Source organism: Chryseobacterium fluminis, from assembly GCF_026314945.1.
Classification (GTDB): Bacteria; Bacteroidota; Bacteroidia; order Flavobacteriales; family Weeksellaceae; genus Chryseobacterium; species Chryseobacterium fluminis.
In genome coordinates, this window is the sequence record NZ_CP111121.1 from 4,306,210 (window position 1) to 4,333,008 (window position 26,799).

The 26,799-nt window shown below is 39.6% G+C and carries 17 protein-coding genes; 4 read left to right on the forward strand and 13 right to left on the reverse strand.

Going from position 1 to position 26,799, the window contains the following annotated elements; genetic code table 11:
* Positions 1-13: 13 nt before the first annotated feature.
* The 5 genes from kdpB to ODZ84_RS19760 all read right to left on the reverse strand — a co-directional run bounded on the left by kdpB (position 14) and on the right by ODZ84_RS19760 (position 6,405).
* Positions 14-2,053 carry a potassium-transporting ATPase subunit KdpB gene (gene kdpB / locus ODZ84_RS19745; protein ID WP_266174120.1) on the reverse strand — a complete coding sequence of 680 codons (2,040 nt, stop codon included), beginning with the start codon at positions 2,051-2,053 and terminating at the stop codon, positions 14-16.
* Between the two features lie 250 nt (positions 2,054-2,303).
* Positions 2,304-3,998: a potassium-transporting ATPase subunit KdpA gene (gene kdpA, locus ODZ84_RS19750; protein WP_266177413.1), complete on the reverse strand. Its 1,695-nt coding sequence runs from the start codon at positions 3,996-3,998 to the stop codon at positions 2,304-2,306.
* Positions 3,999-4,006: 8 nt separating this feature from the next.
* Positions 4,007-4,084 (reverse strand): potassium-transporting ATPase subunit F, encoded by a 78-nt coding sequence (locus ODZ84_RS23710; protein ID WP_408612443.1) that lies wholly within the window; start codon positions 4,082-4,084, stop codon positions 4,007-4,009.
* A gap of 398 nt (positions 4,085-4,482) precedes the next feature.
* Complete coding sequence (locus tag ODZ84_RS19755) at positions 4,483-5,808, reverse strand: sigma-54-dependent transcriptional regulator (protein WP_266174121.1); 1,326 nt, start codon at positions 5,806-5,808, stop codon at positions 4,483-4,485.
* A 111-nt stretch (positions 5,809-5,919) separates the two neighbouring features.
* Complete coding sequence (locus ODZ84_RS19760) at positions 5,920-6,405, reverse strand: GNAT family N-acetyltransferase (RefSeq protein ID WP_266174122.1); 486 nt, start codon at positions 6,403-6,405, stop codon at positions 5,920-5,922.
* Between the two features lie 143 nt (positions 6,406-6,548).
* On the opposite strand from ODZ84_RS19760, the gene ODZ84_RS19765 reads away from it, so the two are divergent.
* A complete protein-coding gene (locus tag ODZ84_RS19765) occupies positions 6,549-9,416 on the forward strand; it encodes a M16 family metallopeptidase (RefSeq protein WP_266174123.1) in 2,868 nt (955 codons plus the stop codon).
* A 99-nt stretch (positions 9,417-9,515) separates the two neighbouring features.
* Here the strand turns inward: ODZ84_RS19765 and ODZ84_RS19770 are convergent, their stop codons facing one another.
* From ODZ84_RS19770 to ODZ84_RS19785, 4 genes are all read right to left on the reverse strand, one after another.
* On the reverse strand, positions 9,516-10,121 hold the full coding sequence (locus ODZ84_RS19770; RefSeq protein ID WP_266174124.1) for a hypothetical protein: 606 nt from the start codon (positions 10,119-10,121) through the stop codon (positions 9,516-9,518).
* A gap of 170 nt (positions 10,122-10,291) precedes the next feature.
* Entirely contained in the window at positions 10,292-10,594 is a 303-nt protein-coding gene (locus ODZ84_RS19775) for a GNAT family N-acetyltransferase (RefSeq protein ID WP_266174125.1), read from the reverse strand.
* The gene (locus ODZ84_RS19780; protein ID WP_266174126.1) at positions 10,591-11,577 is read right to left on the reverse strand and encodes a polysaccharide deacetylase family protein; all 987 of its coding nucleotides are present in this window, start codon (positions 11,575-11,577) and stop codon (positions 10,591-10,593) included. The genes ODZ84_RS19775 and ODZ84_RS19780 overlap by 4 nt, the downstream gene beginning before the upstream one ends.
* A gap of 79 nt (positions 11,578-11,656) precedes the next feature.
* Positions 11,657-13,795 (reverse strand): S46 family peptidase, encoded by a 2,139-nt coding sequence (locus tag ODZ84_RS19785; RefSeq protein WP_266174127.1) that lies wholly within the window; start codon positions 13,793-13,795, stop codon positions 11,657-11,659.
* A gap of 354 nt (positions 13,796-14,149) precedes the next feature.
* Between ODZ84_RS19785 and ODZ84_RS19790 the strand changes: the two genes are divergently transcribed.
* Positions 14,150-14,344, forward strand: a complete 195-nt coding sequence (locus ODZ84_RS19790; protein WP_266174128.1) for a DUF5808 domain-containing protein — start codon at positions 14,150-14,152, stop codon at positions 14,342-14,344.
* A 126-nt stretch (positions 14,345-14,470) separates the two neighbouring features.
* Here the strand turns inward: ODZ84_RS19790 and ODZ84_RS19795 are convergent, their stop codons facing one another.
* The 4 genes from ODZ84_RS19795 to ligA form a co-directional block, all read right to left on the reverse strand.
* Positions 14,471-15,115: an MgtC/SapB family protein gene (locus ODZ84_RS19795; RefSeq protein WP_266174129.1), complete on the reverse strand. Its 645-nt coding sequence runs from the start codon at positions 15,113-15,115 to the stop codon at positions 14,471-14,473.
* A gap of 127 nt (positions 15,116-15,242) precedes the next feature.
* Complete coding sequence (locus ODZ84_RS19800; RefSeq protein ID WP_266174130.1) at positions 15,243-17,699, reverse strand: DUF7619 domain-containing protein; 2,457 nt, start codon at positions 17,697-17,699, stop codon at positions 15,243-15,245.
* A 226-nt stretch (positions 17,700-17,925) separates the two neighbouring features.
* Complete coding sequence (locus tag ODZ84_RS19805; RefSeq protein ID WP_266174131.1) at positions 17,926-20,535, reverse strand: DUF7619 domain-containing protein; 2,610 nt, start codon at positions 20,533-20,535, stop codon at positions 17,926-17,928.
* A gap of 98 nt (positions 20,536-20,633) precedes the next feature.
* On the reverse strand, positions 20,634-22,640 hold the full coding sequence (gene ligA / locus ODZ84_RS19810) for an NAD-dependent DNA ligase LigA (RefSeq protein ID WP_266174132.1): 2,007 nt from the start codon (positions 22,638-22,640) through the stop codon (positions 20,634-20,636).
* Positions 22,641-22,882: 242 nt separating this feature from the next.
* Here ligA and ODZ84_RS19815 point away from each other — a divergent pair, with 242 nt between their 5' ends.
* Both ODZ84_RS19815 and ODZ84_RS19820 read left to right on the forward strand, forming a co-directional pair.
* Positions 22,883-25,978: a TonB-dependent receptor gene (locus tag ODZ84_RS19815; protein ID WP_266174133.1), complete on the forward strand. Its 3,096-nt coding sequence runs from the start codon at positions 22,883-22,885 to the stop codon at positions 25,976-25,978.
* 62 nt (positions 25,979-26,040) lie between these two features.
* Entirely contained in the window at positions 26,041-26,787 is a 747-nt protein-coding gene (locus ODZ84_RS19820) for a glycerophosphodiester phosphodiesterase family protein (RefSeq protein ID WP_266174134.1), read from the forward strand.
* Positions 26,788-26,799 lie beyond the last annotated feature (12 nt).

Sequence of the window (26,799 nt, forward strand, 5' to 3'; positions counted from 1 at the left end):
ATGCTCCCGGTTTTTAGAAGAATAAACTGATCAGCAGATCGATAAGTTTTATCCCGATAAACGGAACAATGATCCCGCCAAGACCGTAGATGAAAAGGTTTCTTCTTAACAAGGCACTTGCCCCGATCGGTTTATAGGCAACTCCTTTCAATGCCAGTGGAATCAGGAAAGGAATAATGATGGCATTGAAAATAATAGCAGACAGAATCGCTGATTCGGGGCTGTGAAGATTCATAATATTCAGCTTCTGGAGGGCCGGAATAAATGTGATGAACAATGCCGGAATGATTGCAAAATATTTAGCAACATCATTCGCAATACTAAAGGTGGTCAGTGTGCCGCGGGTCATCAGCAGCTGCTTCCCGATTTCCACGATTTCGATGAGTTTCGTCGGGTCATTATCCAGATCCACCATATTTCCGGCCTCTTTGGCGGCCTGGGTTCCACTGTTCATGGCAACGCCTACATCAGCCTGTGCAAGGGCGGGAGCATCATTGGTTCCGTCACCCATCATGGCGACCAGTTTTCCTTCCTGCTGTTCTTTCTTAATGTAATTCATTTTATCTTCAGGCTTGGCTTCAGCGATAAAATCATCCACGCCGGCTTTTTCAGCAATGAATTTTGCCGTTAAAGGATTGTCACCGGTCACCATTACGGTTTTTACCCCCATTTTTCTCAGGCGTTGGAAACGTTCCTGGATTCCTGTTTTAATGATATCCTGAAGCTCGATCACGCCCCAGACTTTTTCATTCACCGATACCACAAGCGGCGTTCCTCCGTTTTCGGAAATTTTTGTCGTGGCTTCCTGCGTTTCCTGAGGGAAAATATTCCCTGCCTTTTCTGTCAGCTTTTTAATCGTGTCATAAGCTCCTTTTCTGATTCTTGTGTTTTCAAAATCGATACCTGAAGTTCTGGTTTCAGCCGTAAAATCGATATAAACCGGGCTGCTCACCAACAGATCTTCGGATTTTAACTGGCTTAGTTCTATAATGGATTTTCCTTCCGGGGTTTCGTCGGCCACAGAACTCAAGGCCGACGCTTTTATAAATTCATCAAGCTGAATTCCGTTTGAAGGATGAAACTGGGTAGCCTTCCGGTTGCCGATGGTAATGGTTCCTGTTTTGTCAAGGAGCAAAACATCGATGTCTCCGGCTGTTTCAACGGCTTTACCGCTTTTTGTGATGACATTGGCTCTCAGTGCTCTATCCATTCCGGCAATTCCGATGGCAGAAAGCAGACCGCCGATCGTTGTGGGAATCAGACAAACGAAAAGGGATATCAGTGCTGCGATTGTAATCGGGGTCTGCGAATAATCTGCAAATGGTTTGAGGGTAACCGTAACAATGATGAAAGTGAGGGTAAACCCTGCCAACAATATGGTTAATGCAATTTCGTTAGGTGTTTTCTGCCTCGAAGCACCCTCTACGAGGGCAATCATCTTATCAAGGAAGGATTCTCCCGGTTTTGTGGTGACTTTTACCTTGATTCTGTCAGATAATACTTTGGTACCGCCCGTCACAGAACTTTTATCACCGCCCGCTTCCCGGATGACCGGGGCACTTTCTCCGGTGATGGCCGATTCGTCAATGGTAGCCAGACCTTCAATAATTTCTCCGTCCATAGGAATCTGGTCTCCGGCTTCACAAAGGAAGATATCGCCCATTTTCATCTCCGCAGATTTCTTTAAAACCGTTTCCACCCCGAATCCCGGCTTATTGTCTTCAACTACTTTTGCGGGCGTTTCTTCACGGGTTTTTCTCAGGGTGTCAGCCTGGGCTTTTCCTCTGGCTTCAGCAATGGCTTCAGCGAAATTGGCAAATAAGACCGTGAAAAATAAGATGATAAAAACCAGGAAATTATAAGTGAAACTGCCTTGAGACTGATCTCCTGTTAAGCTGAATATGCTTACTGCCAGCATGACCACAGTTCCGATTTCCACCAGGAACATGACAGGGTTTTTAAACATGATTTTTGGATTCAGCTTCACGAAAGACTGTTTAACAGCTTCGTTGACCAGATCTTTTTGAAACAATGTCTGTGATTGATTTTTCATTTTTTTGAAAGAGTTATGTCATTGTAAACCAATATAAACCATTAAGACCAATCAAATAAAGTAACGTTAAAATGGATAATTATTTAAAGTGTATGAAAAGTGAGACTGGTTTTAATTATTCGATTCACTTAATGGTTTGCTATTGATTTTTAATTATTAAGATGTTTTTTTTAGCCATTAAGAATGATGTAAGAAGTAAAGTTCAGTTAAAAATACCTTACATCCCTCTTCATGGTTTAGTGATCTGTTTTTATTTTGAAAAATACTGAAGCTGTTCCGAGATCGGTCCTAAAGTCAGGGCCGGGAAGAAAGACAGGGCGGCAATCAGAAGAATTACGGCTAATGTCATAAATCCGAAGGTGGCCGTATCCGTTTTTAATGTACCGGAACTTTCAGGGATGTATTTTTTCTGTGCCAGCAACCCTGCAATCGCGACCGGACCGATGATCGGGATGAATCTTGACAGCAACAGAACAATGCCTGTTGAAATATTCCACCACGGGGTATTGTCGCCCAGTCCTTCAAATCCGGAACCGTTGTTGGCTGAAGATGAGGTAAATTCATACAGCATCTCGCTGAATCCATGAAAATCGGGATTATTTAAGGTCTTCGCTCCGAATTCCGGCAGATAGGCTGTCAAAGCTGTTCCTACAAGGATTAAAAACGGGTGAAACAAGGCAACGATCATCGCAATTTTCATTTCTTTGGCTTCAATCTTTTTCCCTAAAAACTCGGGTGTTCTTCCTACCATCAGACCGCTGATGAATACGGCGAGAATGATGAATATAAAGTAATTCAGAATCCCGACTCCGCATCCGCCGTAGAAGCAGTTGATCATCATGGCCAGCAGCTGATTCATTCCTGAAAGAGGCATGGTACTGTCGTGCATCGCATTCACCGAACCGGTTGAAATAACCGTGGTTGCAATGCTCCAGTAGGCAGAAGCAGCGCTTCCAAACCGGATCTCTTTTCCCTCCATGGCTCCCAGGTGCGAATCTGTTCCCATTTGGGTAATTAAAGGATTTCCATGGGTCTCGTTAATAACATTCGGAATCGTTAACGCAAGAAAACCGATGGTCATTACCGTGAAAATGGTCCACGACAGTTTTCTTTTCTTCAGATAAAATCCGAGAGCAAAAACGAGGGCAAACGGAATGATCATCTGGGTCACCATTTCGGTCATATTGGTCAGGTAATTGGGATTTTCCAGGGGATGTGCAGAGTTGGCTCCGAAAAAACCGCCGCCGTTTGTTCCTAAATGTTTAATGGCGATAAAAGCGGCAGCCGGGCCTCGTGAAACATCAGTTTTCTGCCCTTCCAGCGTAGTGATCTGATCTTTGCCTTCAAAAGTCATGGGACTTCCGTTCGCAGAAAGAATGAACGCGACTACAATACTGATCGGCACCAGAATTCTGATCACCGATTTGGTGAAAAAATCATAGAAATTCCCCAATTCAGTGGTTGTTTTGTCTCTGAAAGCTTTAAAAAGGACGGCCATGGCTGCCATGCCCGTCGCTGCCGTAACAAACTGCAGAAACATTAAATACAGCTGACTCAGGTAACTTACTCCGGTTTCCCCCGAATAGTGCTGGAGATTACAGTTTACGAGGAAAGAAATTGCCGTATTGAAGGCGAGGTCCGGGGACATATTCGGATTTCCATCAGGATTTAAAGGGAGCCATGACTGGTTTAATAAAAGTAAAAATCCGATGATAAACCAAACCATATTGATGGTCAGCATGGCGAACATATTTTGCTTCCACGTCATAGGTTTATTCGGGTTGATGCCTGAGATTTTATAAATTAAATTTTCAGCAGGCTGAAAAACGGTATCTAAAAAAGTTTTTTTATAACCATAGACATCAGCAATATATTTTCCTAAAAAAATACCGATCACCAATGTGATGATAAACATTACGATAATGCCCAAAATTTCTGTATTCATCATTTTTATTAAAATTTTTCAGGTTTTATCAGGACATAACAGATGTATACAAAAGCTGCTATTGAAAGAAAAAATAAAGTCCACATAATTTTATATTTTATCAAAGAATTCAACAGATTGATATAACATCCAGAACAGTACTACGCATAGTACAAGTAAACATACCAACATCATATCGCTGCTACCAGAATTAAAATTGTGAGCAATACATATGATACCATCAATTCACTCCATTCTGAGTGTTCCTTTTTTTTGAATGTTTTTCTTGAAATTGTCATTTTTTAAATATTTTTATTCTAAACCGTAATGCCAAAAAAAAGTCCAATCAGAAGAATGGTGAGTTAATTTATTGATTGGTAATAGTTTGTGGGTTTATGAAGCAGTTACAAAAAACAGAAAAGCCTATCAGAATGATAGGCTCGTTATTAAAATGATAGGATGCTTTAAAAAGAAGTAAGCTATAAGCACTCATTACTCATTACTCTCAACGTAATTCATATTCCTCAAGCTTCCGGTACAGCGTTGCAATCCCGATTTCAAGCAGTCTTGCGGCTTCTGCTTTATTGCCTTTGGTATATTGTAAAACTTTCAGAATATGTTCTTTTTCCAGAGATCTGATACTTAATGAATCTCTTTCTGCAGAAACGGTTTTGGAATATAAAGGCAGAGTATCGACGTCCAGCGTGTTGTCATTCATTAAAATTAAACTCCTTTCAATGGTATTTCTCAGCTCGCGGATGTTGCCTTTCCAATCATTTTTTTCTAATGCTTTGTAATATTCAGGAGTTACCTGAACAGCTGTTAAATGTAATTTCTGGGAAAATACGGCGATAAAATTTTTAGCCAGAGCTTTCAGATCTTCTTTTCTTTCACGAAGTGCGGGAAGGGTAATCTCAAAAACATTTAGCCTGAAATATAAATCTTCACGGAAATGGCCCTGTTTTATTTCGTCTTCCAAATGCCTGTTGGTAGCAGCAATCAGTCTGAAATCAGATTTTGAAACTCTCGTTTCTCCCATTTTAATAAATTCTTTGGTTTCGAGAACACGGAGTAGTTTAGCCTGAAGTTCGATGGGCATTTCTCCAATCTCGTCGAGGAATAAAGTTCCGCCGTTGGCTTCTTCAATCAGTCCTTTTTTATCCTTTATGGCTCCTGTGAAGGCTCCTGCTTTATGCCCAAACAGCTCACTTTCCAAAATTTCTTTACTGAAAGCCGAACAGTTGATGGCCACAAAACTGTTTTTCTTCCTGTCACTGCCTTCGTGAATGGCGTTGGCAAAAACCTCTTTTCCCGTTCCTGTTTCACCGGTAAGAAGAACTGTTGCGTCCGTTAAGGCTACTCTTTCTGCCAGTTTTTTCGCCTGAAGAATCAGTGGCGAACTCCCGATAATTGTTTCAAATCCTTTTTGATGGTGGTTTTTCTGTACCATTGCAGATCGGTTGTCTTTTCCCTTTTCCAGTGCTTTATAAACCAGCGGAATAATTTTTTCGTTGTCGTCACCTTTCACCAGGTAATCATACGCTCCGTTTTTCATGGCCTGAACAGCATCCGTAATATTTCCGAAAGCAGTCATTAAAATGATTTCCAGGTGAGGGTATTTTGCCCTGATGGATTTTATCAGGTCAATCCCAAAAGCATCAGGAAGCCGTACGTCGCTTAAAACAACATCAAATTCGTACTGTTCGAGCATCGTCATGGCTGAACGTGCTGTTGAGGCTTGTTTTACGTTAAAATTTTCTTGAGAAAGGATCATTCCCAGTAATTTCAGGAGTTTGATCTCATCATCGATGATCAGAATGTTTCCGGACATGGTTGTAATTTTTGGAAAACCACTGCAAACTTATCGAATTTATTTTGAAAAGGTAAAGAAAAAAATGAACGTATAGGCTGATAGTATGTTGCCCTACCAGTGTTTTAAATCTTAATCTGGCTCATATCTCATGACAAGAGCAGAATCATCTTTATTCTGTAAATCACCGTTAATTTCAACAAACCCTAGCTTTTTATAAAGACCATATGCCTTAAGATTCGTCTTTTTCACTTCAAGACAGATTTCCATATCTCCGAACCGGGTAGATGCTTCGTCAATGAGTTTACCGATCAGGCGGGCGCCGGCATTATTTCCCTGGAATGCTTCTTTAACGTACAGCTGATAGATATTTCCATGCCCATCTTCATTTTTCACAAAAGTGCAGATACCGATTAGCCGATCTTCAGCAAAGGCTCCTACCACAAATCGGTCAGCAGATTGATTTTCAATATCATATTCTATTCTCAGTTTCTCATTTTTTATGGCTTCTTCATAGGTGATTCCGAAAGATTCAGGAAACTTTTGCAGACTTTCAAGTCTTATGTGTCTGTACATCTGACTTTCTTCGGGCAGAAGCGGTCGGTATTCAATATTCATTGGCTGGATATTTGACTTAAAACAGGTTAAATTTTATTACAAATCAAAACGATAGATGGAATGATAGGGAAATGATCATATGTTCCTTTTGATTGCTTACATTTGTATACATTCAGATTTAAAGAATGAAAATGAATTTATTTATGACGAATAAAAGATACATCGAGACTACGTATAAAGATAACAATAATAACGAATATATCACAATTTCCAATGATGAAAATAAAGTAAGGATTTACACGCTTAAAAACGGTTTAAAGATCTTTCTTGCCCAGAATTTTGATGCTCCGAGAATCCAGACTTATATTCCTGTAAGAACCGGTAGCAATAATGATCCTTCTGATAATACAGGACTGGCCCATTACCTTGAGCATATGATGTTTAAAGGAACATCCAAAATAGGGACTCAGAACTGGGAACAGGAAAAAGTACTCTTAGACAGGATTTCAGATCTGTATGAGCAGCATAAAGCTGAAGCTGATGCGAGTCGGAAAAAAGAAATCTATAAAAAAATAGATGAAATTTCCCAGGAAGCAAGCCAGTTTGCGATTCCTAATGAATATGATAAGATCATTTCTTCACTAGGCGCGACGGGTACTAACGCACATACCTGGTTTGATGAGACCGTTTACAAAAATAATATTCCTAACAACGAGCTTGAAAAATGGCTGAAAGTTGAAAAAGAAAGATTTTCAGAGATTGTTCTAAGACTCTTCCATACGGAGTTGGAGTCCGTTTATGAAGAATTCAACAGAGCGCAGGATAATGATTCAAGACTGGTGAATTATGAACTGATGGACGCCCTTTTTCCAACGCATCCCAACGGACAGCAAACCACATTAGGAAAACCGGAACACCTGAAAAATCCTTCGATGAAGGCCATTCATAAATATTTTGATGAATATTATGTGCCTAATAATTATGCCATGGTTCTGGTGGGTGACCTGGATTTTGAAAATACCATACAACTGATCGATCAGTATTTCGGTACAATTCCTTACCGGGAGCTTCCTGAGAAAACAGCAATTGTAGAGAAACCGCTGACTGGGATTATCAAACGAACCGTCAACAGTCCTACAACCCCGCGGGTTCAGCTGGCCTGGCGAACTGATGATTATGGGTCCAGAGAAGCGATGCTGGCCGATATTGTTGCCAATATCCTGAGCAACAGGGGAGAAGCAGGACTATTGGATCTTAATATCAACCAGACGCAAAAGATGCTCTGGGCACAGGCTTTTTCGGTGGGATTAAGGCAGTATGGATATTTTTCTATTGTGGCAGTTCCGAAAGAAAACCAGACCCTGGATGAAGCCAGAGACATGATACTTGAGCAGATTGAATTGCTTAAAAGGGGAGAATTTCCGGACTGGATGCTTCCCGCTATTATCAATGATTTCAAACTGCAGAGGATGAAAGGGCTGGAGACGGCTGATGGTCTGGCCACCAACCTGTATGATACCTATATCAAAGGGAGAACCTGGGAAGAAGAACTGAACGAGATGGATCAGTATGCTGCCATTACCAGAGAAGATGTTATCGCTTTTTCCAATGCGTTCTTTCAGGAAAACTATGTTATTGTATATAAAGAGAAGGGAATCAATGATAAATTGCTGAGAGTGGATAATCCGGGAATTACCCCTGTAAAAATTAACCGTGACGCTCAGTCAGATTTTTTAAAACAGATTCTGGCAGAAAAAACGACAGATATCAGACCTGAATTTATTGATTACGGGAAAGAAATCCAGACCGGTCTCGTTAAAGATAAAAAAATCAGTTTTGTTAAAAATAAACATAACGAAATTGCTCAGGTACACTTTATTTTTCCTTTTGGAGCAGACAACGACAGGGATCTGGGTGTTTCTGCACAGGTGCTCCAATATATGGGGACGGATGCATTTTCTCCGGAAGATCTTAAAAAGGAATTTTTCAAGATCGGGGTAAGCAATGATTTTAAAACAACCAGTAACCAGCTGACCATTTCTTTAAGCGGGCTGGAGGAAAATATCGAAAAAGGAATTGCGCTGCTTCAGCACTGGATGCATGAAGTACGCCCTGATCAGGAAATTTATAACCAGTTTGTAGAAACCGTACTTGAAAACCGGGCAGCTGCTAAAAAAGATAAAAACCGGATCATGACGGCCTTGACAAATTATACGAAGTTTGGAAAGTTCTCGCGTTTTACGGATATTATTTCAGAAGAAGAACTGAAGTCCAGCAGGGTAGAAGTGTTTACGGACAGGATAAAAAACCTGTTCAGATATCCGTATCAGATATTTTTCTATGGGAAGAATATCGGAAGTTTTAATGGGTATATCCAGAAATATGTGGAAGAAACGAGTTTAGAAATTCCTGAGGCTAAAGACTATCCTGAACCTGAAACCAATGGCAGCGTATATTTTACAGACTATGATATGGTGCAGATGGAAATGACCAAAGTTGGCAAAGGACGTCCGGTGAATACGGATAATTTCGGTAAGGTAAATGTCTTTAACGAATATTTTGGAAGAGGATTATCATCCATTGTATTCCAGGAAATCCGTGAGAGTAAGAGTCTGGCCTATTCTGCTTACGTTTCCTATGCTGCCAACGCAGAATTGGGGCATCCCGATTATGTGACGACTTATATTGGAACACAGCCAGACAAACTTCAGTTAGCTGTAGATACGATGTCTGAGTTAATGGCTGAACTTCCGGAGGTTCCGATTCAGTTTGAAAACGCTAAAAATTCAGCTTTAAAGCAGATAGCTTCAACACGGGTAACCAGAACCAATACGTTCTTCAACACGTTAAGATTAAAAAAACTGGGGGTTTATCATGATTTCAGGAAGGATATTTACGAACAGATCCAGAATCTTAGTTTTGAAGATTTAAAACAGTTTTATCAGACGGAGATCAAACCCGTTCATTTTAATACCGCTATCATCGGGAAAAAAGAAAACCTGAACAGAGAGACTGTAGATCAGATGGGCAGCTTTACAGAGGTGAGTTTAGAAGATATTTTCGGGCATTAAAATAAATCAAAAGAAAAACATTGAAGGAAAAGCCGGAAATTGATCAGCACCTATGCGGATCAATTTCCGGCTTCCCTTTACCTCAATATTCTAAAAAAATCAGGTCATGGCGCAGTCACCGTCACCGTCTTGAAATTTCGGAGAAAAATCAGCGGGAAGATGTTGGATCATCTGTTCGTGGAACATGTATCGCCTTTCTATATCTCTTTGGTGAATTTTTGGGAATTCAGGAGAAGTTTCCAGCTTTTCATTAAGTTCGGAATGGTAGCTCACCAATACTTTAATTTTATTTCTGACAATAAAATAACTCAAAAGGCCGATGAATTCATCAAAACCTGATTCAGAGAAGAAGTAGGGGATTTTAAGATAACCATCTCTTACGAGGAGGAGTGCGCAACTCGTCACTTTATCTTCAGCATCAAAAATTTTGATCCAGAAATATCTGAAACTTTCTGAGGCGCTTGAAAATAAATAATTTTTTTCTTTATCATGTCCCTCAAGGATCCACGGGTTGCGTATGATCCAGTTTATATCATCACCCGTACGGTTGCTGTGAAACCGTGAAATAAAATCTGAACTTTCAGGATCTGCAGTATCGAGGATTTCAAACTTAAAATCAGGTTTTCTGACGAAGCTGTTTTTTAAACTTACGAATGAATTCAGCAGACGGTCTCCGATGGAAAACAAAGGCTGGAATGGCTTCATTGATGGTTTTTTCGAAGGAATAATCGCAGCCAGTTCGGTTCTGAAGTAAAATCTCTTTCCGGCTTTAGGCTGAATATACCGGAATACTCCGATTTTGTTGTAAAGGCTTTCGGCTTCCGGAGTGAATTCGGTGATGGCAATATTTCCGTTGTATTCTTCAAATGCCTTTTTTAAAAGACTCTGGGCGATTCTTTTCCCCGGAATTTATGACTTACATACAAGGTACTCAGCCAGGCATACGAAAACCTTTCACCATTCAGATCAAAGTCATCCGGGAGACATCCGAGATAACCTGCCAGCTGCTCATCATCATAAGCCAGAATCAGTAACGTCTGGTGATGATCTGCTTTAGGGTTTTTGATCTGTGATTTAGCCCTGTGCTCACTGATCGGTAAAAAATCGTGTTTTTTGAAATCACCGGATGACACCAATTCTTCAAGCTGTTTTTTATTCAAAGTTCGTAAGTGGATCATCTTCTGATAATTTTATTTTTGTTTAAAAATTTTTTTACCTTAAAATAAGCAATTTCTTTATTTATAATGGCGGCGGCACTTTCGCCGGTTTCCATTGGGATTCTCTGGAAATTTTTCTCCACACTGTCGAGTTTGAGTCCAGCGCTTCCGAAAGTACAGAATATTTCATTATTTTTAAAAACCTCATTAAAAAAAGCTTCGCTCACTCCAAAGTCAGTAAATGGAAATGCAAAGCTTTCGTACAGGAAATGGTGCTCTTTTAAGTATTCTGACGTCCTGAAGGTGGTGTCTAACTGCTGTTGCAGAGAAAGCTCGTGATAACGCGGATGATCCCAGCTGTGAGAAGAAATCCCGAATCCTTTTTCTGTTAAAGTATTTAATTGGTCGAAGCTTAAATAGGGCTTTTGCCCGTTTAAAAAAGCATTGAAATTTATGTCCAGTATATCTGCCGCCCTGTCCAGTTTTTCTCTTTCGGCATATCTGATTTTAAGAAGCTGCGTTTTAAGATCTTCCTGAGAGTGAAAAATTCTCTGAATTTCGGGATTGAGGGCAGGCATTTTTTCTAATCGGTCAACGATCAGGCTAGCTTTGCAGCGGAACATCAGATCCCGGTTATCAATAAAGGCAGGATTGATGAAATTGATGGCATAAATTCCTTTTCTTTCCAAAATAGGGGCAACGACATCATAAAATTCGCGGAATCCGTCATCGAAGGTTAGTAAGGCGACTGTTTTTTCAGATCTGAAATTTCCCCTGATGAATTGTTTAAACTCATCCCAGGTAATGAATTGAAAATACTTTGAAAACTCATCCAGATCATTTTCAAACTGCCTTACATTTTTATACTGGATCACATTCCTGATGTGCGGCAGGTTTTCATCAGAAACACAATGATACACGGGCAGGCAATACGGCAAAGGAAATGATTTCCCGATATTTTCTTTTCCGAATCCTGATAAAAAATTAATAATGCTATCTTTCATTGCAGATCAAAAATAAAAAAAGAATCTATTTAAATTAAGGTCAATTTAAATAGATTCAGATATTTTAAAACGTAACCGTTTACTTAATTACTTTCATTTCATCGATCAGCCATTTGGAATCGGCAAATTTATCAATGATGAAAAGGATATATTTGGTGTCAACCATAATGTTACGGCTGAAACGCGGATCATAATTGATGTCACTCATGGTTCCTTCCCACTGTCTGTCGAAATTCAGTCCTACCAGGTTCCCGTAAGCATCCAGGGCCGGACTTCCGGAATTTCCTCCTGTCGTATGATTGGTAGCCGTAAATCCTACAGGAACATCGCCTGTTTTGTCTTTATAGTTTCCGAAATCCTTTTTGCTGTAAAGGTCGATCAGCTTTTTAGGAACGTCAAATTCATAATCTCCGGGAATATATTTTTCCATAACTCCTGCCAGGTGGGTCTGATAGCTGTAGGAAACGGCATCTCTAGGCGAGGATCCTTTTACTTTTCCATACGTAACCCTTAAAGTTGAATTGGCATCAGGGAAGAATTTACGGTCTTTATCCGTCGACATCTGCTGGGCCATAAATGTTTTCTGCAACGCATCGATTTTGGTCTGCATAGCCGTAAACTGAGGATCGGCCTTCGTCATATAGGTTTCTCTCATGACCACGTAAAGCTGATAAACAGGATCCTTCTTCAGTGTTTTGATCAGTTTGTCCTGATTGGAGAATGCTTTTTCAATATCTCTGTTTAAAGCCGTTCCATTGACCTCAGCTCTACCTGAGATAATGGAGTTTTTAGACATCTCTTCAATCGCCTGAATATTCTGGGCTTCATTTTTATACTTTTCAAATCCGGCCGGCAAAAACTGCGGAGCCGTTTTGTTGGCATACAATGCTAATAACTTGGCCGTTACTTTTGCATCCAGTTCTCCGCTGTAATCTTTGTAGAATGAAGAAAGCCTGCTTTTTAATTTGGCCAGCTCATTGTCATTCATTCTTCCTGCTTCCACAGAGGCAATGTATGTATAATAATCTCCTGCCAGTTTTAAGGTTTCCGCATTTCTGATCACCTCAGTGTAATAGGCATTATTTAGAGCATAAGGAGCCTGGTCATTGTATAATTTGTTAAGCTGATCCAAAGTAGATTTAATCTCATGATTTTTAGCAACCAGAGAACCTTCATACATTACTTTTTTCTCAACGGCATTGGATTTTTTCAGACCTTCCACTTCACCGATCCATTTTTTCCAGTAATTGGCTACCGAGGCATATTTTGAAGCATATTTAATCCGCGTGGCATCGTCGGCACGCATTTTTTCGTCAAGCGTTTTTAAAGCTACATCTCTCACAGCGATTCTTGCCGGATCGATCTCCTTCATGATCTTTTCCACAGCAACAGCCGGAAGATATTCTGTTGTTTTTCCCGGGAAACCAAAGACAAAAGTGAAATCATTTTCATTTTTATCCTTTATGGAAACCGGAAGATAATGCTTCGGAACATACGGGACGTTGTCTTTGGAGTATTCTGCAGGCCTGTTGTCTTTATCAGCATAAATTCTGAACATCGAAAAATCTCCCGTATGTCTCGGCCAAACCCAGTTATCCGTATCAGAACCGAATTTGCCTATACTCTGAGGCGGTGCTCCCACAAGACGGATATCTTTGAAAGTCTCGATGGTATAAGCATAGTATTTATTTCCGTAATACATAGGTTTTACAGAAACAGACTGAAACGGTTCCGTTTTTTGAGAATTTTTATAAATCTCAATATTATTGGCGATTTTTTTTGAAAGTTCAGGTTCTGTAAGGTTATCGGTGCCTTCTAAAATCCGGGTCGATACTTCTTTGATGTCTACAATGAAATCTACGGTCACTCCGGGATTCGCAAGTTCTCCACTCATATTTTTAGCCCAGAATCCATTGGATAATAAATCGTTTTGAACCGTAGAGTGGGCCTGAATCTGTCCGTAACCACAGTGGTGATTGGTCAGTAATAAACCTTTCGGGGAAATGATTTCGGCAGTACACCCGCCGTTGAACTGAACGACAGCATCTTTTATACTTGCTTTTTGAGGATTGAAGATGTCTTTAGCAGAGATTTTCATTCCCAAATCTTTCATTTCCTTCTCATTAAGCTCTGTTGGAATCCACATTCCTCCATACTGCTGTGCAAAAGCCATAGCAGCCGGCAAAAGAAATACAGATAATAGTATCTTTTTTGTCATAATCAAAATTTTGCCCTAATTTACAAAGAAAATAGGAATTCTGACTGATGAGTTTTTAACTGATAATAAAGAACCTGTTGAAAATTTTTCAATAGATTTTCTATAACGGATATTTTAGTATGACAAAAATAAAAAGGTACATAGATTTTTATGATTTAAATTTTGAACAGTCTCTTACAATTGGGCAGTGGTACTCAATGGTTGTATAATTAAGGTTTTTTATATATCCTTCTGATTATCCATCTTCTGTAATATCATATTAAATTTCGATCTGTATGTAAATTATACCACCTGTAATGTTTTGATTTTTAAATAGAAAAAACTGTATATTTAATTAATTAATTAAAAAATAGTATGGAAAAAGATGATGAAAGCCACTGGAAATGGGGCGTTTTTTATTACAATAAAGATGACAGGAGACTTTTTCCGCCGAAAAGAAATAAATTCTTAGGTTGGACGGTTAATTTTGCAAATCCTTATTCTGTTTTAGCCATGTTCTTAGCCATTGCTTTACTTGTATTCATCGTAGAATCTATTAAAAAGATGTGACTGTCTTAAGTTTTTATCAGTAACTGCAGGAATAGCGTCGGTCAGCCTACCGATGCTACAACTAAAGATCTGTATGTTTTCAAAAAGAATAAGGCTGATCCCAGAAGTTTTTCAAAAACTCTGATTTTAAAACTGGTAGGCTATTATTTTATCATCCGTCATGAGATTTTTCATTAATGCTTCGTGACGTGTATTTTTGCCGGTAACGATCCACGTTGTGGAAAGATTTCCCTGAGTATACTGTTGTTTTGACAACGAAAATTTCAGTTGATGATTCTTAAAGAGCGCTTCGCAGTGCGAAATATCATGATAATCCGTAACGGCTATTTTATACTCTCTTATTTTGTGCACCTTATCAATAAACCTCTCAAAAAAGGTGAGTGAATTTAATACCAGAAGCACCAGAACGGTTCCCAGTAAGGATAAATACACGTAGCCTGAACCGACTGCCATTCCGATGGATGCGGTGGCCCAAATGGTCGTTGCAGTGGTGATCCCGTCAATCTTATTATCTCCTTTAAAGATTACGCCCGCCCCCAGAAACCCTATTCCTGTAATAATATTGGCAGCAATACGATCGTGATCATTGGCTCCGATTTTAATAGAAAGTATGGTGAACAGGCAGGATCCGAAACATATCAGAATAAAAGTTCGCAGTCCCGCAGATTTATTGCGGTATTCTCTTTCTGTACCAATAAATAAACCCAGAATAACCGAAATAAATATCAGCAGTAACTTATTTTGAATTGAATGATCCTGTAAAAATTCCATGTTTTGTACTTTAAACTTACCGATTAAAATTACGATAAAAACTTTTTATAATTTATGATTCAGGTTATCTTAAAAATAAAAAGACTGCCTAAAAAGACAGTCTTTATTGGGTAATACTATTTCAAATTTATTTTTTAATAAACTTTTCTGTGATTGTCTTATCTTTTGTCGATAATCTGATCATATAATTTCCTTTGGGAAGTTCAGAAACATTCACCGAGTAATCTTGTACACTTACAGATTTTAAAACCCTTCCCGCTGCATCATAGATTTCAGCTTTTATCACAGGATCTTTCGATTTGATGAATAAAACATCCTGTACAGGATTAGGATAAACAGAAATTATATTGTTTTGTATTGTTGCTTCTGCTGTTGCCAGTACATTTTGGATCGTAGTCGTATACGTATTGGTAATGATCGGGAAATTGTAATCAAAATAAATTTTAGCGGTATTGCTGAAACTGTCGCCGGTATTCAGCGTAGATTTTGTTTTGATTTTAAACGAAATATAACCGTCATTATCTGCATCATTAAAAGGAAGCTGTATGTTTTCAAAAATAAACTCTGCTGTATTTCCTGAAATTTTCGTGTTAAATTGATGACTGGCAGTAAGAGGAACCAGGGTTGATACATCAAATTTTGCAGCATCAATTTCGTCTTTTACCACAATATTCTGCGCATTTGCTGTTCCCGTATTTTCAAACCTGATCAGGTAATGAACATAATCACCGACTTTAGCCTGTGAGATTGAAGCTCCTTCAAGACAGGTTTTATCATTCGGATCAAAAGAATTAACCACGGTCTGGTTCAGTGTGAAAATATTATCGGCAGGGGTTTCATCGGCAGCACCCGTGATCTGGGCAGTGTACTGAAGAAGATCTCCACCATTTAGGGAAGGCGTGGCAGTGGGAGTATTGAGTTTGAACGTCACCATGATTTCTTTGGATTCCAGAGGGAGAAGATTGGCAAAACTCCAGTTCAGTACTCCGGTTGACTGAGAGCCCGGAGATAAAGTGGATGTCATATAGTTCATGACATCATCATTATAATTAAATGCAATTGTTCCCGACTGGGCATTTGTTCCTTTGTTTCTGTATACAATCTTGTATTTCGCGTCAAATCCCGGACTTGCCACTGTTACCGGAATGATAACAGCTTCAAGATCGTTATGTAATCCGTTGGCCGTAAGGCAGAAATTCTGATTCAGCGGGCTCGCCTGCGTTGGGAAATTGGCAATCACCTGGGCTGGTGAAACCGTAAAATAAGCAGGATTCTCGATGACAGGTTTTATCGTATGTGTTCCTGCCTGTAACGGAATCGAATAATTTCCGGAACTGTTGGCAATCACACTGCCGGAATTGTTTCCGCTGGTAATACTGAATTTTTGAAATGCCTTATTAAGATCATTCGTATCACAGCCATTATTGTTACTGTCATACTTAGTATTTCCAAGAACAGTGTAGAACGTTCCGCCTGGAGTAAATGAACAGTAGGTCGTAGCCTGATAAGTAGAATAAAAAAACGGAGCATTGGTAATCATATTCTGGAAAGTCGCCAGTTCACTGTCATCACAGCAGATTACCAGGTTGGGATTATACGCTACATTGGTAGAGGTACTTAGTTTACCGTTCTTCAGATTCAGGAAACTCATTCCATTTGTAGCGCAGTTGATGCTGTAAAACTCCGGGTTTTGAGACAAATCCAGCGACTGAATCGAATTATTATGACAATCCAGTAGTATTAACTGAGGATATATAGAAAGATTAAGATGGGTCAGAAGATTATTGTTACAATAGATCATTCTCATATCCGGACATCCCGGGGCACTCAGGCTTGTCAAATGATTTTCACCGCAATACAGAACCCGCAGATTGGTCTGATTCTGAATATTCAGTGTAGACAGGTTATTTTTGGTGACGTCAATGATCTGCATATTCGCATTGGTAAAATTAATAGACGAAAGCAGAGGATTGTTTTTAAGATAAAAAACAAAAATATTCTGAAGATTGGAAGCATCGAACGTTGTAAGCTGAGTATTCTCAATATCCAGTTCTTCAATTTGGGTGGATCCGGAAATATTGACACTGGTCAGAGGGCTGTTAAAAAGATACAGTGTCTTTAAGTTCGGTCTGTTCTGTAAGTCAAGTGTGGTGATGGCTGTATTCGTAAAATGAACTCTGTTTAACTGGTTACAGTTGGTAATATTAAGAGCACTCAGCTGAGTCGTTCCGTCAAGCATCAATTGTCCCAGTTTTGTATTAGAACTTAGATTAAGTGAGGTGAGACTGTTCCCCGAAATCTCCAGTGCTCCTAAATTTGTAAAGCCCGCGATTCCGGTAAGGTCAGCGATCCCGCCTCCGTAAAGCCTCAGTATCCCGACCTGTAAAGCTTCCGATACTTCAATTTCGCCATTATTATTGGTGTCAATCTTGATATTAAAATTACCCGAACTGGTAGAAGCAATACCGTTTGTGGTGTCCGCAGCGAGAAGCTTGGCTTTGAAGTTGGCATCAGGAATATTGATGATTTGCGACTGAAACACCGCAAAGATCATCAAAGAGACGATGAAGTAGATTTTTTTCATGTAGTTATTAGTTGAATTATTTCAATGAGCAAAAATAAATTAATAAATGTATACTTCAATACATAATTTACTAAATATTCATCATAGTGGAATAATGTTAATCTCATCTTCAAATAATGCCCGTCTGTACTCATATTTTACGAATAATGCCTGTCGATTGTTATACAATCTGAAATAAAAAGACTGCCTTTGCAGACAGTCTTAATTTTGGTAATATTATTCAAATTTATTTTTTTATAAACTTTTCAATGATTGTCTGATCTTTCGTGGATAATCTGATTATATAATTTCCTTTAGCAAGTTCAGAAACATTTACCGAGTGATCTTTTACGCTTACAGATTTTAAAATTCTTCCTGCTGCATCGTAAATTTCAGCTTTGATTACCGGGTCTTTTGATTTGATGAATAAAATATCCTGTACCGGGTTCGGATAAACAGAAACTGCATTGGCTTTGCTGTTTATTTCAGCTGTTGCCAATACATTCTGAACATTTGTCGTATAGGTATTGGTGATAATCGGAGCATTGTAATCGAAATAAATGTTGGCTGTATTGCTGAAGCTGTCGCCGACAGCTAAAGTAGATTTTGTCTTCATCTTAAATGAAACATAGCCGTCATTATCTGCATCATTAAATGGAAGCTGAATGTTTTCAAAGATAAATTCTACCGTATTCGGATTTGTAATTCTTGTGACAAAATTGTGACTTCCGTGTAATGCAACCAAACTCGAGATATCAAATTTTGACGTGTCAATCACATCTTTCACAACGATATTTCTGGCGTTGGCAGTTCCTGTATTTTCAAATCGGATTAAATAATGAACATAATCTCCCACCTTTGTCTGGGTAATGAAGGTTCCTTCCAGACAGGTTTTGTCATTCGGGTCGAAGGAATTGACTACAGTCTGGTTCAAAGTAAAAATATCATCCGAAGGAGTTTCATCCGTTGCCCCGTTTACCTGTGCCGTATAATGAAGAACATCGTTACCGTTTAAAGGCGGCGTAGCAGTAGGCGTATTTAATTTGAACGTTGTGATGATCTCTTTTTGTTCAAAAGGAAGCAGATTGACAAAATTCCAGGTTAAAATTCCGGTAGATTGTGTATTAGGAGCTACGGTAGCGGTCAGGAAATTCATCAGGTCGTCGTTAAAATTCAAAACAATACTTCCAGATTGCAGACCCGTTCCTTTATTTTTGTAAATGATTTTATATTCTGCATCAAAACCTGGGGCTGCAGCAGTCACCGGAATGATCATAACTTCCAGATCATTATGGTTCCCGTTGGCTGAGATACAGAAATTCTGTGACAGCGGACTGCTTTGTGCCGGAAAATCTGCGGTCACGCTCACTGGTGAAACCGTAAAATAAGCAGGATTCTCAAGGATCGGGGTTACGGTATGAGAACCTGCTCCCACAGCAATAGAATGATTTCCTGAACTATTGGCAATTAAACCCGCAGACACTGTCCCGTTATCAATACTGAACTTCTGAAAAGCTTTATTCATGTCATTAACATCACAGCCATTGTTATTGCTGTCATATTTTGTGTTTCCCTGGATCGTATAGAAAGTTCCGCCCGGTACAAAAGAACAGTAAGAATTAATCACCAGGTTATTATAACCATAGGTATTGGCCATGCTTGATATATAACTTACTTTGTCATCATCACAACAGATAAACTTCAATTGAGGAAGATTGTTGATGCTGATATTTCCCGGAGGATTTGGAGTGCCGCTTTTTATGTTAATATTTTGTAAATTAGGGTTGTAACCACAGTCTAAATTCCAGAGTAGGGGATTATGACTGACGTCCAGCGACTGAAGCAGGTTTTTGGTGCACTGCAGTTGGGTAAGGGCCGTATTTTGGCTCAGATCTAACGTCTGAAGCTTGTTCTCGTCACATCTCAGTAGCTGTAATGAACCTAAAGACGAAGTATTTATTGTACTGAAATTATTCTTAAACAGATCTAAAATTACCAGGCTTGGAAGATTATTGGCAGTTAAGCCCGTAAGAATATTGTTGTAATTCAGGACCAGTCTCTGGAGAGCCGCGCAATTAGTGGCACTTACCGCACTTAAGCCAGGATTATTGGAACATTCAAGTTTCCAGAGTTCAGGAAGGTTCGCTACATTTATACTTGAAATACCACAACTGGATACCGAAATCGAATAAAGCTTAGTAGAACCCTGAAAATTGATATTCTGCAGCTGACTATTGCTCAAAAGATTTACATTCTTAAGATTTGCTAGGTTTGATAAATTAAGATTGGTAATCTTTGTGGCCTGTATAGAAAGGCCTACCAGGGCAGGACAATTCGTAACATCCAGCTGATTGAGGTTTCCACCGAATAAAGTTATATTTTTCAGTGAAGGGGAAGCCAGATTTAAAGAAGTAAGCGCTGAACCACTGGAGATGCTTAAATTCTCAAGAATCGAACAATTGGTAATATCCAGTGTTGTTAAATTATTCATGGCCTGAATCGTCAGATAATTCAGAGCGCTCATTCCGCTTACATTGACAGTGTTCGCTCCGATACCGAATAAGGTAAGGCTGCTGAGATTGGAAAAACTCTGAATTCCTGTAAGATCATTGATCATTGTAGAAGATCCTGAAATGGTAAGGAATTTAACATTGGCCGCTTCCGACACTTCTATTTCTCCATTGCTGTTGGCGTCAATTTTGATGTACTGCCCGGCGCTGTTTGAAGCGATCTGGTTATTGGTAGTGGTGTTGGCAGATAAAAGTTTCGCCTTAAAGGTAGGATCAGGAATATTCACAATCTGCGCCTGATACACAGCAAAGATCACCAGGAAGATGACGAAGTAGATTTTTTTCATGTATTATTAGTTGAGTTATTGTTTTTTTATCAATGAGCAAAAATAAGCCATTGAAATGCAATTCCAATGGCTTAATGTGTTAAATATTTTCAGAAATTTTATTGTTTTTCTATCAGATCCAGAAACTGCTGTTCATCGAGGATTTCGATGGTCCCGATACCCTGGGCTTTTTTCAGTTTGCTTCCTGCCTTTTCTCCCACGACCAGGAAGTTAAGGTTTTTAGAAACGGCAGAGATGTTTTTTCCGCCATGCTTTTCTACCATATCTTCTGCTGCTTCCCTAGTGAATAAAGAAAGTTTTCCGGTGAAAAGGAATGTTTTTCCCTCTAAAACATGAGATAAAACTTCATTGGTGCTTTCGCCTTTTTCAAGCTGTACCCCATAGGATTTTAATCGTTCAAGCATGAGAATATTCTCGGAATTGGCGAAAAACTCAACGATACTCACAGCGATTTTTGTTCCGATATCTTCCACCTGGCAAAGTTCTTCCACGGTGGCCATTTTAAGCTCATCGATGGTCGAAAAGTTTTTTACCAATTTCTTAGCCACCGTTTCCCCGACGTGTTTTATTCCGATTCCGTATAATACTTTTTCAAAAGGGATCTCTTTTGATTTTTCGATCCCTGAAATGATGTTTTGTGCCGATTTTTCAGCCATTCTTTCCAGGGGAAGAAGCTGCTCTTTCGTTAGGGCATAAAAATCGGCAGGGTTTTCAATCAGTCGTTCTCTGTACAGCTGTTCGATGGTTTCGCTTCCTAAATTTTCAATATTTAATGCCTTTCTGGACACATAATGAATCATTCTTCCCACCACCTGTGGCGGGCAGTGAAGATCATTCGGACAGAAGTGGATCGCCTGATCTACAATTTTTATCAGTTCCGTACCACATTCAGGACAGTTTTTGATATATTCGATTTCTTTGCTTTCGTCTGTTCTTTTTTCGGTATTGACGCCAACAATTTTGGGGATAATTTCACCGCCTTTTTCCACATACACGAAATCATTTTCATGAAGATCCAGTTTTTTAATGATATCCTCATTGTGCAGGGAGGCTCTTTTTACTATGGTTCCGGCCAGTAAGATAGGTTTCAGGTTGGCAACAGGAGTGATGGCTCCGGTTCTTCCGACCTGATATGAAACACTTTGCAGCTCCGTTTCCACCTTTTCCGCTTTAAATTTATAAGCCATGGCCCAGCGCGGGGATTTCGCAGTATAGCCCAATTGTCTCTGCTGTTTCAATGAGTTTACTTTCAGTACGATACCGTCAATCTCAAAAGGCAGGTTATGCCTTTCGACATCCCAGAAATTAATAAATTCTTTAACCTCGTTCAGTGTTCTGCATAATTTAGCCTGCTGGGAAATTTTAAAGCCCCAGCCGTGAGCTTTTTCCAATAATTCCCAATGGGTTTCTGCGGGTACCTCTTCCGAAATATACTGATATAATACCGATGACAGTGCTCTTTTCCTTACCTCAGCACTGTCCTGCATTTTTAAACTTCCGCTTGCGGTATTTCTTGGATTCATAAATGGGTCTAAGCCTTCTTCCTCCCGTTGTTTATTGATTTTGTCGAAATTTTTTCTGGTTAAATAGATCTCACCGCGCATAAAGAAATGTTGCGGAAAATCACCTTTCAGTTTCAGTGGAATATCTGAAATTGTCCGTACGTTGGATGTAATTTCATCACCCTGAAATCCATCTCCACGGGTAACGGCCTGTACCAGTTTTCCGTTTTCATATAAAATAGAGATAGAAGCCCCGTCATATTTTAATTCAGCGACAAACTCCACAGGATCATCGATGGTTTTAATGATTCTTTTTTCCCAGTCTTCAAGATCATCAAAATCATAAGAGTTGTCCAGAGAATACATTCTGAAATCGTGCCGGATCGTCGGGAAAACCTTCGTTATTCCTCCGCCTACCCGTACACTCGGCGAGTTCTCATCAAAGAATTCAGGATGTTTGGCTTCCAGTTCGCGGAGTTCCTCCAGCAGCATATCAAAATCATAATCTGAAATGGTAGGCGTATCCAGAAGGTAATAGTTTTCATTATGCTGATGAAGCTCTTTGCGGAGGTCTTCTATTTTTTGTTGAATATTGTCGGACATTGTATTTCTATCTTTTGAGCAAAAATAACCAAACTAATGTCATTTAAAAAATATGGGAATTAAATATTTTGAGAATATTAAAAACACGTAACATATTCCAATAAACTGATTATCCATAGGATAAATCACGTGTTTAAATTTATTTAACATAATGTTATAATTTAATTTAAAAAATGTTAAAATTCACGTAAACGGGAACGGTAGGAAGTAGCGATACCTTTGCGCTCAGCTAATTTGAAGATATGAGAAAAGTAAAGATTGTACTGGGATTGTTATTTCTGAGTTTTGGAACCCTGGCGTATGCACAGACGACGCAGGCTTCGATCACAGGAAGAGTGACAAGCGCTGGGAATGCAGCCCGGGAAAAGGTTAAAGTAACGATTATCAATGAATCGACAGGTTTTAAAACCGAAACCGAGACCAACTCCAAAGGAGAATATATTTTTAAAGAAATCCCTTTGGGCGGTCCCTATACCGTGATCGCGAATGACGAACGAAAAGAAGGCTATAACGTTAACTTCGGAGATCAGGTTACCGTAAACATGAATTTGGGGGACGGCAAAGAAAAAGCCATTGAAGAAGTCGTGGTCACCGGAAATCTGAAAAATAAAATCGGAAACCTCGGTGCCGCAACTGCTATTACTGCAAAAAATATCGGAATTCTGCCGGTCAACGGAAGAAATTTCACCAACCTTACAGAACTTTCACCTTTAAGCGGTAAAGGGGGAAACCTGTCGGGACAGCTGGGTTCTTCCACCAACTTTACCATTGATGGGATGACAGCGAAAAATCCTACTTCAGCAGGATCTACAACAAGCCGGAGCGGTGCGCCGTATTCCATCTCGATTGAAGCGGTGCGCGAATTTAAAATTACCACCAATCAGTATGACGTGACGCTGGGAAGAAGCGGGGGAGGAACCATAAGCGCCGTAACCAAATCGGGAACCAACAAATTCTCCGGAAGTGCCTGGGAATATTTGAGAACCAACTGGCTTTCGAGTCCCTACGATATCCGTGGAAATAAAAGAACCAATGATTTCTCAACTTCGCAGTTCGGATTTTCATTAGGCGGGCCGGTCATCAAAAATAAATTACACTTTTTTGTTGCCTGGGATCATCAGCTGGATTCAAGACCATTGCTGATTGCGGATATCAAGTCAAAAGAAGATGAGCTGAGACTCAATACCACTACTGAAACGCTAAACCAGTTCCTGAATATTGCAAGAGCAAAATATGGAGTCGGAAATACCCCGCAGTTCGGTGCATTTGACAAAGTGAGAAATTCTGATGCAGCCTTTTTACGTTTAGACTGGCAGATTAACGACAAACATTTACTGACTTTAAGGAACAACTTTACCTACGACCTGAATAAAAACGGACTGGGAGACAATACTTCCATCAATTTCTTCGAATCGTATGGAACCGACAAAAACATGGATAACAGCCTGTTGCTGACCCTGAGATCGAATATAAAACCGAATATCACCAATGAACTAAAAGCCCAGTATCTGTATACCTTTCAGGACAGTTATCAGAACAGCGAACTGGGGCATCCCGTGCCGAGAGCGATCGTGGAAAATGTGATTTCGAGTGTCGGAGCAACGAATATTCAGATCGGGGGACACCGTTTCGCGCAGGAAAGTTTCAGAAATAATGTATTACAGCTGGTAGATAATTTATATTATAATACAGATAAGGTAAAATATACTTTCGGAGCAGATATCATGTATACCAAAGCCAGATCGGTATATGGAAGTGAGGTAAACGGAAGGTTCCATTTCAGGGAAAATGCAACCAATCCCAGCCCTTTTTTCAATTTCGAAAATCTGACGCCCTACAGGTTTTACCGAGAAGTTCCTCTTATGGATGATCCTTCTGTAAAATCCAATATCTGGAATGTCGGTTTCTATGGACAGTTTCAGACAAAAATCGCCAGAGGACTGGATTTAATGGCGGGGCTGCGACTGGACTACGGAGGATATCCGAAAGCGCAGTTTAATCAGAAATTATATGATGAAATGGGAATCCGGACGGATAATCAGATCAAATCATTTGTGATTCAGCCAAGATTCCAGTTCGAATGGAATATGAATGAAGGCAACAAAGATTTCCTGAAATTCGGAGCCGGAATCTTCTCTTCCGATATCAATAATTATATGGTGATCAATAACCTGGTCTTTGACGGAAACCACTTGGCGACAGTGGATGTCAATCCTACCCAGATCGGTCTTACGCCGGACTTCAACAGCTACAGAGATGATTACGGAACAGTGCCGACGCTTCCCCAATATCAGCTTCCGACCATTAACTATACCGGAAAAGATGCGAAAATCCCGATTGTCTACAAAGCCAATATTTCCTATACCCATTTCTTCAACGAGAGATTCAGGGCAGGAATTGCAGGTTATATGGCATTAGGAAGAAACAATTATTTCTATTACGACAGAAATATGAAAGCAGATCCTTTCTTTACCCTTGCCAATGAAGGAGGAAGAGGTGTTTTTGTTCCGGTGACTGCTATAAATGCCAACGGAACGCTGGACTGGAAAGCAGGAAGAATCAATCCGAATTTCGGTAGGGTTCTTGAGCTGGTGAGTGATGGCAAAGTAAATCAGTTCTCCTTCGTGGTAGATACCAGTTACCGTTATTGGAAAGACGGTGAAATTACGGCAAGTTATACCTGGTCCGATATCAGGGATAATACTTCTTACAACGGAAACGTAGCCAACTCGGCAACATTATCGACTTTGGTGCAGAGTGACCCGAGAGACCTGAGGATGTCCTACTCAGACAACCAGTTCAGAAATAAAGTAGTGCTTTACGGAAATTCGCCTACCATTGCAGGATTTACGGTAGGAATAAGATATTCGGGAATCGGAGGCACGCGCTTCTCATTAACTGCAGGAGGAAATGTAAACGGCGATTTTGTTGATTCTAATGACCTGGCCTACATCTTCCCGAATCTTACCCAGACCTTACTTGATAATCCGGAAGCAGGGCAGGCCCTGAAAGATTATATTACCGAAAATAATAACAGAGTGGCAGAGCGTAATGGCGGTAAAAACGCATTTTATGGCGTCTGGGATGTCCGTGTAGCCAAAAAAATCAAGTTTGAAAAGATCGGGGCTTTTGAATTGTCTGTTGATATTTTCAACGTCGCCAACTTACTGAATAAGGAATGGGGCGTTAATAAATCGTATAACAATGCGTCACTGTACAGGATTACAGGATTTGATCCGGTAGCCAAAGAATTTAAATACAATCTCAATAACAGTGGTTTACAGCCATTGGGAGGAAATCCGTATCAGATTCAGATCGGGGCGAAGTACAGTTTTTAACAATTAAATATTATCTTTATCTAAAAGTTTCACGGCTTTTATATTAATTATCTAATTATATTATGAAAAATTTTATCTTAGGGTTAGCAGTTTTAAGTACAGTTGCAATGAAGGCACAAACCCAGATTGTTGCGCACAGGGGATACTTCCAGTCGCAGCCTCCGACAACGGAAAATTCAATTAAATCATTAGAAAATGCCCAGAAATTAAAGATTTATGGGGCGGAATTTGATGTAAGAATGACAAAAGACGACGTCTTAGTAATTAACCACGATGAGCATCACGGGAAAATGGAAATTTCAGAAACCGATTTTAAAGAACTCGAAAAGCTGAAATTATCCAACGGAGAAAAATTTCCTACCCTGAAAGATTACCTGAAGCAGGGCAAAAATGATGCTGATCTGGCATTGATTATTGAGATCAAACCGGCAAAGACAAAAGAAAAAGAAGATGAACTGGTCGCAAAAACCATTAAAATGGTGAAGGATATGAAGCTTGATTCTAAAAGTCAGTTTATTTCTTTCAGTCTGAATATCTGCAAAGAAATCAAAAAAACAGAGCCGAAATTCAAAGTGCAGTACCTAAAAGGAGAATTGTCGCCGGAGCAGATCAAAAACGAAGGTCTGGACGGGTTAGACTATCACTACAGTATTTATCAGAAAAATCCAACCTGGATTGCAGAAGGAAATGCGCTGGGTCTCATAACCAATGCCTGGACGGTGAATGACCCTGAAGTATTTGATGAGCTGAAGAAACAGAAAATCGGTTTTGTGACCACCAATATTCCGGATCAGCTGAAAAACAGATAATTGTATGATTAT